The sequence below is a fragment of the Acinetobacter sp. 1125_18A genome, from assembly GCF_052824985.1.
Window position 1 is genome coordinate 405,312 of the sequence record NZ_VTDG01000001.1, and the last position, 12,256, is coordinate 417,567.

General features: G+C 40.0%; 8 protein-coding genes. 1 reads left to right on the forward strand and 7 read right to left on the reverse strand.

Annotated features, from left to right (window positions below):
- The first annotated feature begins 7 nt into the window (after positions 1-7).
- Entirely contained in the window at positions 8-3,097 is a 3,090-nt protein-coding gene (locus FY049_RS01840; RefSeq protein WP_446083039.1) for a MexW/MexI family multidrug efflux RND transporter permease subunit, read from the forward strand.
- A gap of 220 nt (positions 3,098-3,317) precedes the next feature.
- On the opposite strand, the gene FY049_RS01845 is transcribed toward FY049_RS01840, so the two are convergent.
- From FY049_RS01845 to FY049_RS01875, 7 genes are all read right to left on the reverse strand, one after another.
- Positions 3,318-6,026: a TonB-dependent receptor domain-containing protein gene (locus FY049_RS01845; RefSeq protein WP_446083040.1), complete on the reverse strand. Its 2,709-nt coding sequence runs from the start codon at positions 6,024-6,026 to the stop codon at positions 3,318-3,320.
- A 78-nt stretch (positions 6,027-6,104) separates the two neighbouring features.
- On the reverse strand, positions 6,105-6,569 hold the full coding sequence (locus tag FY049_RS01850; protein ID WP_166781962.1) for a YbaN family protein: 465 nt from the start codon (positions 6,567-6,569) through the stop codon (positions 6,105-6,107).
- Positions 6,566-7,150 (reverse strand): biliverdin-producing heme oxygenase, encoded by a 585-nt coding sequence (locus tag FY049_RS01855; RefSeq protein WP_262782865.1) that lies wholly within the window; start codon positions 7,148-7,150, stop codon positions 6,566-6,568. The genes FY049_RS01850 and FY049_RS01855 overlap by 4 nt, the downstream gene beginning before the upstream one ends.
- A gap of 67 nt (positions 7,151-7,217) precedes the next feature.
- Entirely contained in the window at positions 7,218-8,198 is a 981-nt protein-coding gene (locus FY049_RS01860; RefSeq protein WP_446083041.1) for a FecR domain-containing protein, read from the reverse strand.
- A 7-nt stretch (positions 8,199-8,205) separates the two neighbouring features.
- The gene (locus tag FY049_RS01865; RefSeq protein WP_004717675.1) at positions 8,206-8,691 is read right to left on the reverse strand and encodes a sigma-70 family RNA polymerase sigma factor; all 486 of its coding nucleotides are present in this window, start codon (positions 8,689-8,691) and stop codon (positions 8,206-8,208) included.
- A gap of 269 nt (positions 8,692-8,960) precedes the next feature.
- Positions 8,961-9,767: a hypothetical protein gene (locus FY049_RS01870; protein WP_056513251.1), complete on the reverse strand. Its 807-nt coding sequence runs from the start codon at positions 9,765-9,767 to the stop codon at positions 8,961-8,963.
- A gap of 66 nt (positions 9,768-9,833) precedes the next feature.
- Positions 9,834-12,134 carry a TonB-dependent receptor domain-containing protein gene (locus tag FY049_RS01875; RefSeq protein ID WP_446083042.1) on the reverse strand — a complete coding sequence of 767 codons (2,301 nt, stop codon included), beginning with the start codon at positions 12,132-12,134 and terminating at the stop codon, positions 9,834-9,836.
- Positions 12,135-12,256: the final 122 nt, after the last annotated feature.

Sequence of the window (12,256 nt, forward strand, 5' to 3'; positions counted from 1 at the left end):
TAAGCGAATGAAATTTACTGACCTTTTTGTAAAACGCCCTGTATTGGCCTTGGTCGTCAGCACCTTGATCTTGCTGGCAGGCTTGTTTTCCCTAAATAAACTGCCTATCCGACAGTATCCTTTACTTGAAACTTCAACGATAAGTATCAATACAGAATATCCCGGTGCATCTGCTGAACTTATGCAAGGTTTTGTCACCCAACCCATTGCTCAAGCAGTGTCTTCGGTAGAGGGCATCGACTATCTCAGTTCTTATACTGTACAGGGTCGCAGTGCTGTAACGTTACGCATGCAATTAAATCGTGACTCGACCCAAGCATTAACAGAGGTGATGGCAAAGGTTAATCAAGTCCGTTACAAATTACCAGAACAGGCATTTGATCCAGTCATTGAACGTTCTTCAGGTGAATCTACCGATGTTGCCTATATCGGATTTTCCAGCGAACAACTATCCTTGGCTGAATTAACCGATTATTTGTCTAGGGTGGTAGAGCCCATGCTGTCTACAATTGATGGCGTTGCCAAGGTACAGACCTATGGCAGTCAGCGTTTGGCTATGCGGATTTGGTTGGATGCCGATCGTTTGGCCAGTCGTGGGGTAACTGCCGCCGATGTCGCCAATGCGATCCGTCAAAATAACTATCAAGCCGCACCGGGTCAGGTCAAAGGCGAATTGGTGGTTTCAAATGTCAATGTTTCCACAGATCTCACCAGTATTCAGGACTTTAAAAATCTGGTGATACGCAATGATGCTCAAAATCTAATTCGTCTACAAGATGTGGCAACAGTTGAACTTGGCGCTGCTTCGACAGAAACAAGTGCCTCTATGGATGGTAAACCTGCAATTTTTGTCGGTCTACAAGCGACGCCTACAGGCAACCCCTTGGTGATCGTACAGGGAATTAAAGATAAATTGCCTGAGATCCAAAAAACCTTACCGCCGGGGGTTACAGTTAATCTTGCCTATGAAACAGCCCGTTTTATTGATGCCTCTATTGATGAAGTTTTACATACTTTTATCGAAGCGCTGATTATTGTTATTGCGGTGATCTATCTGTGTTTAGGTTCTTTACGTAGTGTCTTGATCCCTGTAGTGACAATTCCACTGTCAATGTTAGGTGCCTTGGGTTTAATGCTGTTATGTGGCTTTAGCATCAATTTACTCACGCTTTTAGCCATGGTACTCGCCATAGGCTTGGTTGTAGATGATGCAATCGTGGTGGTTGAAAATGTCCATCGACATATTGAAGAAGGTGCATCCCCTGTTGCAGCAGCTCTGATCGGGGCACGAGAAGTCGCAGGCCCTGTAATTGCAATGACCATTACACTGGCCGCAGTGTATGCTCCGATTGGTTTAATGGGTGGATTAACTGGTTCCTTATTCAAAGAATTTGCTTTTACTTTAGCGGGCGCAGTTTTGGTTTCAGGGATTATTGCCTTAACCCTATCTCCTGTTATGAGTTCATTTCTACTTCAATCCAAACAGCAGGAAGGTAAAATGGCAAAAGCAGCCGAATGGTTCTTTGAACATTTGACCCAGCTTTACAGTAAATTGCTCAATTTTTCCTTACATCATCGTTGGATCACTGTGGTTTTTGCGATCGCTATTTTTATTAGCCTTCCATTGCTTTACCAACTTCCTCAAAAAGAATTGGCGCCCAATGAAGATCAGGCCAGTGTATTGGCAGCCATCAAAGCACCACAACATGCCAATCTCAATTATGCTGAACACTTTAATCAAAAACTTGATGAAATCTTCTGGACTTTCCCCGAAACCAGTACCACGTGGATTATTAATGGTACAGATGGGCCTGCATCAAGTTTTGGTGGAACAACCCTTTCCACATGGTCTGAGCGAGTGCATTCTGCGGATGAAATTCAACAGCAACTTCAAGCCAAAGTTGGTGATGTAGAAGGCAGCAGTATTTTTGTATTCCAAAATCCTGCGCTTCCCGGTTCAACAGGTGGTTTACCCGTACAAATGGTGTTACGTAGTGCACAAGACTATTCAACCATTTATCAGGCGATGCAGAGCATCAAGCAAAAAGCCCGTGAAAGTGGCCTTTTTGTGGTGGTCGACAGTGATCTCGACTTTAATAACCCCGTGATTCGAATCGAGGTTGACCGGGCCAAAGCCAATAGTCTGGGTATTCGTATGCAAGATATCGGTGAAGCCTTGGCGACATTGGTTGGTGAGAATTATATCAATCGTTTTAGTATGCAAGGTCGTGCCTATGATGTGATTCCTCAAAGCATCAATACACAACGTTTGACAGCTCAAGCACTGACACGACAGTTTATTCGTACCGACCAAGGTACACTGATTCCCTTATCGACTGTGGTCAGTCTAAGTGAACAGGTAGAACCCAATAAACTCACTCAATTTAATCAACAAAATGCTGCAACTTTTCAGGCAATCCCCGCCGCTGGGGTTTCCTTAGGTCAAGCTTTAAGTTTTCTGGAACAGGCTGCATCTGAATTACCGACTGGATTTAGTTATGACTGGCAAGCCGATGCACGTCAGTATGTACAGGAAGGTAACGCTTTGCTGTTTGCATTTTTAGCAGCGCTGATTGTGATTTATCTGGTTTTAGCCGCTCAATATGAAAGCCTAATGGATCCATTTATTATTTTAATTACGGTTCCGCTGTCGATCTGTGGCGCATTAATTCCCTTAGCTTTTGGACTTGCCACAGTCAATATCTACACTCAGATTGGTTTAGTCACGCTGATAGGGCTGATTAGTAAGCATGGTATTTTAATGGTTGAGTTTGCCAATGAATTACAAGTTCATGAAGGTTTAGATCGGCGAGCGGCTATTCTAAAAGCTGCTCAAATTCGTTTACGTCCAATTCTGATGACCACAGCGGCAATGGTGTTTGGGCTGATTCCACTCCTTTTTGCCACAGGCGCTGGTGCACATAGTTGTTTTGGCTTAGGGCTTGTGATTGTCTGCGGTATGTTGATCGGGACCTTCTTTACGCTTTTTGTCTTACCTACCATTTACAGTCTGTTGGCTCGTCAACACAATCAAGACCTTCACTCTAGCCGTTTACAAGAGCTACAACAGATTGACCAACAGGCGCAAAAATCATGACGTTGAGTGGGCTGAACGGCCAGCATGCTGCTGTCTAAGCTTCTGTGTATGATCAGTTCGCTTGAATATAATTTTTTGATGATAAAGTTCTATACCTATAGAACTTTATCAATTTTTTAATACGTGATTCTAACCACTGATTTAGAGCGACTGATTTTTAACTACATGGTTCACTCATATTTTTACAGTTGGGTTTTGCCGATTTGATTGTTTTATGATTCTAGAATCTCATTTCGAACCCTGCTTTGATGGTACGGCCAGGAATCGGCATACCGATCACTGTACCAGGATCAAAGTTATAACGATTGGTTAAGTTATCAACATTAAACGAGAGATTTAGATTTGGATTCAGTTTATAGCTCGCAAAAATATCAACTAAGGTTTCCGAAGAAATTTCAGTCACCGCACGCCCACTCACCCCTGTACCCTGTAACCAACCTTTAGGATTTTTCTTTTCAGAATGATATCTGGCACGTACCCCCACATTAAGTTTATTTTCAAACAAACTCTTGCCTAAGCTAATATTAAAAAGTTTACGTGGTGGCAAGCGTGTTGAAATCAGACTCCAAGAATCTCCGACCTCATTACAATCATCTTTCGTCGCTGGGCATACTTTCGGTGCTTGATATAAAGTTCCATTCATGTTCACAAAGAAACTCGGATGCTGATAAGCAAGATTAAACTCTAAACCTTTCAATACAACTTGCTCATAATTTAGGAAAGTATATGAGGTGGTATAAGGCAAAATAAAATCAGGCGTAATCTCATTAACAATATCTTTACGTTGGACCCCTTGGGTAAGGAAATTTTGGGTTTGATTACGGAAATAATTGATATTGAATTTTAACTGATCTGCTTCAGTGAAAACGTTATCGTTGTGCCCAATGAAACCAAACTCAACAAGACGAGAATTCTCTGATTTAATCGGCAGATCTGGATCATAACTAAAGGTTTGTTTGGAAACCGTCGATTCAAACAAACTTGGACTGCGGTACATATTGGAGAGTTTTGCATAGACATCAATACCATTCAGCAACTGATAATTCAGCTGCGCCATCCAGTCGATCTTTCCGTCATAATCTCGAAGCGCATAGCCTTTGTCATTTAAATCGGAATTGGCGACTGGTCTCATTGCAACATACTGGTCTCCATAATCCTTAACTTTTGCCTTATGCCATTTACTGCCTAAACTCAGGGTAAAATCTTTAAAGATATAATCGCCATTGAGAAATAGAGAGGACTCTTGACGTAATCCATCACGTGCGATTTCAGTATCAATAAGATTTTGTGGCTTCATCCGTTGCTCGTCATATGTCAGACCATAATTCAAGGTTAAAGCATCAATTTTACTGGTGTTTTCTAAATTAATCCCACTACGATAGTCCTGAAAACTTCCCCAGTATTGGTCGCCATAATGAGAATTGGCTATGCCAAGCATGCCATTGTGCTGGCGATATTTGGCATTGGTATGCCAAACCCCTAACTCTAAATCAAACCACTGATTATTCTTGGGCTTATAGGTATAGTTGGCACTGAATGCATTAATCGCTGCGGTTCCAAGGGACCATTGTGGCATGGTATATGCGCCCTCTATATATTTGGGTAGAACATAATCACCATCGATATATCCCCAAGGTGGAGAGTTGGGATCAATCACTTGCGATCTATTCCAATAAAAAGCCATGACCTCACCCGCTTTTTGCATATGGCGGCGCATATTCACTTCAACACGATGTTCGTCTGTAATATTCATACCCGCTTTGATGATGCCTGAATCACTTTTATAACTGGTGTTTACCACCTCTTGACCGGGTCCAACATCAACAATATCTCGCGCTTCATAATAATCAATGCCATGTTTTCCAGCATAGTAATTACCGACTTCGCGTTTACTATAAGCAGCGACCAGATCGAATACATCATTCCGATAAGCAGCAGCGATTGTGCCAGCGCCATTTTGAAAATTATTCGAGGACAGTTTATTACGAAGCAGATAAGACATCTGTTCACGCTCATTATCTGAGGTCTGTGGTGCTTTGTTATTGTTATAAAAACTGCCTTTTAGCATGACACCTGATTGACGATTAGGCAGCAAAATATCGTTTGCACTGAGTGTACGCATTTTCACGATTCCGCCAATACCGCCCACACTAAATTTCGCTCGCGATGCGCCTTTTTCGACTTCAATCTGACTAATCAAATCCATATCGATATAAGTTCGGTCACTCTCTCCTTGATAGCCTCGAAAGGTATGACTGGATTGTAGGCTACCATCAATAATTACAGGGACACGTCCCTCACCTTGTACTCCACGGATACCAATATCTATTGCACCCGCTTCGTTACGCAGGCTATTGACTTGTACACCAGCGATATCAGAAAACACATCACCATTCCCCGTGCCTCTAAATCGGCTAATGTGTTCACGATTCAGCTGTGTTGTATTGACCTTTTGTTTTTGTTGTACAGCATTGACTTTAATCTGAGGAAGCGTAACAACATCACTGTCCATATTATTGAAAAGCGAAGGGTTATTTAACGGAGTGCTTGTATTTCCAGTCGCAGTGTTTTTCTCTGTATTCGGTTTAGCTGAGCCAGATTTAGCAATTAAGACATAAGTCGAACCTTGCTGCTCTACCCGAAAAGGGTGATCTGTAAGCAAATAATCGAAGCCTTGCTTTACACTATAATGCCCGGTAATTCCTTTACTTTTCAGCCCTTTTAAAATATTTGCATCATAACTTAAGGCAATACCCGACTGTGCTGCAAAACTTGATAACACATAGCCCAACTGATTCTCTGAAATTTGATAATATTTTTCTGGCGCTTTTTTCGCTGCCATTGAAACATTGGGAGTAATTTGTGCATAAACACCACTGATACAAAAGCACTGTATTAACATGGCTAGAGTTTGTTTTTTAAACTTCATAGGAACGCCCACACTTGTGAATGATTTTCATTTTCAATAATCATTACCCAGTGAATTGTTAAAACATGACATGAAAATTTATATTTTTTCTGGTCTGGTCCAAATCCAGATCAACCCAATCAGCAAAATGACCAACAGGCTAAGTTTTAAGTGCAGATGCAGTGAAGACACCATTAACATTGTCGTACCGAATAAAATACTCAATGTCATCATCCATTTACGTGAACGCGAAATCTGTTTAAAACCGCCACGATACTGTGCGAGCAACATTGCAATATAACGATTTTGATGTAACCAACGATGCAAGCGTGCTGAACCTTTTGAGGCAAAAATCGTTGCTAAAAAGAGGAAATCAAAAGTTGGGATCCCCGGCAATAAAATCCCCACCACAGCGAGAACAAGACACAAAATTGCCAAGATGATGCAGATCACACGCACCACTGAGGATGAATGTAAATTTGCAGATGGCGTTACCGGCAAAGACGCTAACAGCGTTAAGTCTTTGCCTTGTGTGTGATTGCTGACAGAAGACGCTTTCTTCATGTTGAATGAATGTCTTTTAATAATGCGCCAAAATAATCAAAGGCTTGTTGAGCAGCGTAAATGACGCGATCTTGCTCATCTTGAGTAAAGTCAGCCTGATCAAGTTCCTCAATAAAGTGTTTCCAGACTTTGGCCCGCCCTTCTGGATAGGCAGCTAAATTTCTCGCAGCAAAATCTGCGGAAAACCCCAAACTTTGTTGCGCTTGTTTAAATAAGAATGCTGCACCCAGCGTAGAACCTTCAGATACATAGATCCAACCCAGCGCTTCAGGAAAGCCGATCTTTTCAATAACCAAGGCCAACGATTCTGGTTCGATCTGAAGGTCTTGTAGATCTAAGTAAGCTGCTTGCGAACGCCCACGAATATCTAAATCAGAAATCAAGTCTGCAACCTTGGGATGTTGAAATAAATATTCGACATTTTTTTGAAAATAATACTGTGACAAAGTAAATTTTGCATAATGTGCGACGTCTTTAAATACTTGGGCTTTTTCCATTAATTGATGCATATATTCATGTTGACTGGCTGTTTCTGTTTTTAAACGAGATGCAAGGCGGTTGAGTGTGAATGAGGTGCTCATCAATTTTCTCCAGTTTGTTTGGTTTAACTGTATTACCCGCCTTGTCTGTAAAAACTGACATCATTTCTTAATTATTTTTACTTTTCTGATTTTCAGCTTTAGGCTGAATACTCAACACACGATCCCCGAAATAACGTTCTACTTTGATTGGATAGCTGAATTGCAATGCTGTTTGTAAGGTGCCAAAGTCATTGACTGGATATGAACCTGAAACTTTTAACGACTTCAATTGAGGGGCAATATCTATATATTGGTGTTGATAGCGCCCAATCTCTTGAAGCAATTTTTCCAACGGCATTTCAAAAGCCATGACCATATGGTTTTTCCATGCCAATATATTCGGATCTAAACTTTGTAATGCTTTAAAATTGCGATCATCAAAGCAGAGTTGCTCACCAGCATGGACAATTTTAGTGTGTTTGGACTGGTTCAAACTGACTTTCACTGCGCTTTCTATGACGCCTAGACAGGTTTGCTTTTCACTGTTGTTGAAATACTGAACATTAAATACAGTGCCAAGCGCTTGCAGATTTGCCGATTCAGTTTCGACCAAGAATGGGCGATAAGCATGATTTTTTTCTTTGGCCGTACGTATTTGTATTTCGCCATAATGTAATTTTACAATACGTTGTTGCGCTGTATAACGCACGTCCAAAGCCGTATGGGTACTTAATTGAAGTTGTGTCCCATCTTCCAGCTCAACCTGTTTCTGCTGACCCACCGCAGTACGATAATCCGATAACCATATATAGCGATAATCCGAGTTCCATAGCATGACACTGCCAAAACACAGTAAACAGGCAAGCACCAGTTGTTTGTTTAAATTAAATTGGGCATTTTTCTTGCCTTGCTGAATCAGCTGCTGCCCATCTTCGGGAAATTCCTTAAGGCTATACAATAAGCGTTCGGCTTTAGACCATGCAGCTTGGTGTTGGGAACTTTGCTGTTTCCATTGTTCAAATTCAAGCTGTTCAGTTTCATTCAATGGTGCGTGTTGGATTTTAATGATCCATTGCGCTGTTTCTTGATAAATTTGATCATGCAACATGCAGGCATTAATCCATAACAGCTAAACATTGACTCAGTACTGAAACCAGATCACGCATCACGGTTCGGGTAGAAATATTTAAGCGTGTTGCAATTTCCTGTTGAGTCAGCCCTTCTAATTGTGACCAAATAAAGACCTGTTGCTGGCGCTCAGGCAATTGATTGAGTAATTGATTAATCAAACATAAAGATTCAATTGCCGATATTTTTTGCTCAGGTGTAATTTCATCATATTCAGGTCTGCTTGAAAGCGCCTCTAAATAGGCTTTTTCAATCGATTTACGTTGATACCAATTAATCAAAATTCCCTTGGCAACAGTGGTCAAAATTGCACGCGGCTGATCAAAATACAATTCATCTTTACGCTTTAAGATACGCAGAAAAGTATCATGGGCTAAATCAGCGGCATCTTCACTATGGTTGAGGCGACGTTTTAACCATTGATATAACCAAGAATGGTGATGACGATATAGCGTGCTAATAGGATCAGACATGTTTAAAGAGAATGAGAATTATTAGCAATATCTTAGCAAAAAAATAAAGAAAATGAGAGCTCAGTTTGCCCTTTTAATTGAATTTTTTAATGTATCCAACTCATTTATAAGACTACACAACATACTCGAATGGGATATATGGTAAATCTTAAACAAAATTCAATTAAAAATTATTATAATTTTATCAAAAGCTTATCGCTTTTAAATAAAAAATTTCTCGATCATCCTCAAGATGACCGAGAAACTGTTTATCACTTATTGGCGATAATTTATTGACTGATCGCTTGATCCATATTTTTAGCAAATTGTTGAATATCACTGGCTTGAATTGTTGTTTTACCTTTGCCAATCACTTGAAATTGTTGTGCTGCCGTTTCCTGCATTTTGACTTTACCTGTTGCGATATTGGCATCAAAACGTTGCATAAACTCATCCACATATTCCTTCTCAGTGACAATATGATCACCATTCACATCGGTTGCAAAATATTGTTTGTCACGCGTTGTTAGATAATCTCCAAGCGTTACATAGTTTTTCCCTTGACCATATTGGCTAATAAATTCGTTGATGTTACTTGGCATCGGCATTGAAATGGGTAGTTTCACACGGAATCCATCATGCGTTGCATTACTATTGCCCGCTAATTTGGCATCTTCTGCATTTACTAAACCATCCAAGTTTTTATCAAACTCATTAAAGGTTTTTAAACCCGTCTCCTGAAATTCCTTTAGGGTCAGTTTCTGATCTTTATTATTATCGAGAATGCCATAACGTACATGCGCCTGTTTTTCTGACATTTCACGGCGCTGTTTAAGTAATGGCTCTAAACGTGCTTGCTCGTATTGAACAAACTGCACTTGATTGACTTTTTTATTCGCCTTAAACAATTCTGCATAGTCCTGAGTATATTGCTTAATTAAAGTGCTACTGTTCTGCTCTTTATTATTAGGATGGTAAAGCACATATAATGCATATGCCTGTTGATAAGCATTGGATTGATCGACTGTAGCAGCAATCGCTGATCCAGCAGTTGCCATTGCAGTTAAACTGGTCATCCATAGCGCCAATTTTTTCATGTTCGTTTCCTTGGAGGTGAATATTTGTTGAATTAAAAAATTCTTTCCATTTTGCTATTTAAAAAATCAATATTTAAATTCGATACTTGCCACAACATTACGTCCTGGTTCAGCAGCACGATCGATTACACTAGCCTGATTCGCCCCTGTAATTGTTCCCACAGCAGCATAATCCCAATAGGTCTTATCAAAGATGTTATTCAATGCCACGTTCAGCTTGGCAAACTTGGTCACATTCCAATATGCGGATAAGTCAAATACGGTATAACCTGCCACATTCTGATATTTGATATCATCCTGATAAGAACTGACATCTCGCGTTGCCATCCTTCCACCAACAGCAGTTGCAGTCATACCTAAACCAAAGACTTTATTTGGATCATCATAAGCAAAGGTAAAGCTGCCTTTTTCTGGCTGAACAGAATTTACGCCACTTTTTTCTGGCTGAACAGAATTTACGCCACTTTTTACGCCATTTTTATTTTTTGCCGAGCCTTTGGTTTTACCTGCAACAAGTGCAAGACTATAGCCATCTGAGTTTGGAATAAACTGACCTAAGTCAATTCGTGTTGAAAGCTCTCCACCCCAGATCTGTGCATTAGCTAAGTTTTCTGCGCGATAGTAGCCAAAAGGATATTGAGGCGTATTGCCATAGTTAAAGTAGTCGATAAAATCTTTATATTTGCTGTAGAAACCTGTCAAATCAAATTTAATCCCTTCAATTGAGGTGTTTCTTAAACCCACTTCAAAAGCATCACTGGTTTCTTTTTTTAAGTTCGAATTACCAACCACAATATAAGCAGGATTAGCTAACATTGTTTGATAAATCCCGCCAATTTCAGTTGGCGATGGAATACGATTACCTCTTGAATATTTTAAATAGCTATAATTATCTGGGGTAAACTGATAACTTGCAGAAAAACTTGGCGAAACATAATTATAGTCTTTGGCTTGTATATCACTATAAGAGGTAATTTCAGGTCTAAACTCCTGTCGTTCAAAACGAACCGCTGGAGTTAGAGTTAAATCTCGTCCCAATACGTCCAATCGGATATCATCAGCAACATAAGCAGAGTAACGTTTTAATTCAGAATTTAATAAATAACTACCTTGATATATGCTTGTAATTGGAACGCCATTACGAAGATCTAATTTAGTACTTGCGTAATCTTTCTTGTCTGCTGTAATGCCATATTTAAGCTTTTGGTTTGTAAGTTCTTTGCTTGCTTCAATTTTTATACCAGTATTTTTCTCTTTATAAGTGGTTGAAAAATCACGTGCAACTGTCGCACTATTCATAAATGAAGTATCAGTATCATTGTTCGATTCCTGATACCATATTTTACTGTTTAATTTATTAAAGAGCACAAAGTCATTCGGCCGATAAATATGATCAATACTCAATTGTGTTCGATCTATATCTTGGTGTTGTTTTGCATCGCTCTTAAAATTAGAGAATAAATCGGCTGCAATATTATCTGTGTCAGACTTTTTCTTATAATAATCCGCAGTAAAATTTAGTTGGTGTTGGTCAGATACATTCCACAATAATCGGGTAAGCACTGCATCCGAGGTCCAATCCGCTGGAAAAGCTGCCGTTTTTGAATTTGGTTTGGTTTCACTTCCCTCACGATGCGCATAAGCCACAAGTGCTTTGAGATCATCATTGCCGACAGCACCTGTCACAGAACTTAACCATGCGCTGTCCGCAGAGCTATAACCTGCTTTTAATGTTCCAGCGACTGTTTTGCCATCAACTAAATAATCTTCTGGTGATTTGTTTTTAAAAGAAACCCGACCACCAATACCATCTGTCGATACATCAGTAGTTCCTGAAACAATATCGACACTGGTAAACATCTCTGGTTCGATATAATCCCGACCAGCACCGCGCTTGCTCATACTTTTAGGTGGGACATAAGTACTTACTGTTGCCTCGGCTAAATCTACCCCATCTACATCTAAGCCAATTCGATTTGCATCTATACCACGGATGTTATAACTACTGGTGCCAGTACCATCAAAAAATGTTCCACTCCCTCCAACGGAAAACGGCGCATTGACCAAAGGCAAATATTTCACAATACCTGCCATATCGGTTACACCCGTCTTATCCATGTTTTCTCGGTTGATTGAAGTTCGAGAAACAGGCGCATCATTTTTATATTCGGCATAGACCGTAATCGTCGTCAAAGAATTCTCATTCTTTTCCAATTTACGCTTTTCGGAATTATTCTCTTCTGCATAGCCTACCGTAGTGATGCTTGCTGTCATTAACGCAAGTAAACATAATGACAAATAACGTGGTTTTAAAACCGCAGTATCAGACTTGGCTATATTATATAGCGCAACAGGGTTTAAATTCATGAGGGAGAAACCTTATTAAATGATATTAATCATCATTAAATGTGTATATTTCGACTCATCCAGTATGTTCAAATCGGGAGTGAAAACATGGATTACAAAGATACACATACAACCTATCAAAT

Excerpts from the sequence above, each read along its gene's own strand:
- FY049_RS01870 (WP_056513251.1), bottom strand. The coding sequence starts at position 9,767 with ATGAAAAAATTGGCGCTATGGATGACCAGTTTAACTGCAATGGCAACT.
- FY049_RS01860 (WP_446083041.1), bottom strand. The coding sequence starts at position 8,198 with ATGTTGCATGATCAAATTTATCAAGAAACAGCGCAATGGATCATTAAA.
- FY049_RS01850 (WP_166781962.1), bottom strand. The coding sequence starts at position 6,569 with ATGAAGAAAGCGTCTTCTGTCAGCAATCACACACAAGGCAAAGACTTA.
- FY049_RS01865 (WP_004717675.1), bottom strand. The coding sequence starts at position 8,691 with ATGTCTGATCCTATTAGCACGCTATATCGTCATCACCATTCTTGGTTA.
- FY049_RS01840 (WP_446083039.1), top strand. The coding sequence starts at position 8 with ATGAAATTTACTGACCTTTTTGTAAAACGCCCTGTATTGGCCTTGGTC.
- FY049_RS01845 (WP_446083040.1), bottom strand. The coding sequence starts at position 6,026 with ATGAAGTTTAAAAAACAAACTCTAGCCATGTTAATACAGTGCTTTTGT.
- FY049_RS01875 (WP_446083042.1), bottom strand. The coding sequence starts at position 12,134 with ATGAATTTAAACCCTGTTGCGCTATATAATATAGCCAAGTCTGATACT.
- FY049_RS01855 (WP_262782865.1), bottom strand. The coding sequence starts at position 7,150 with ATGAGCACCTCATTCACACTCAACCGCCTTGCATCTCGTTTAAAAACA.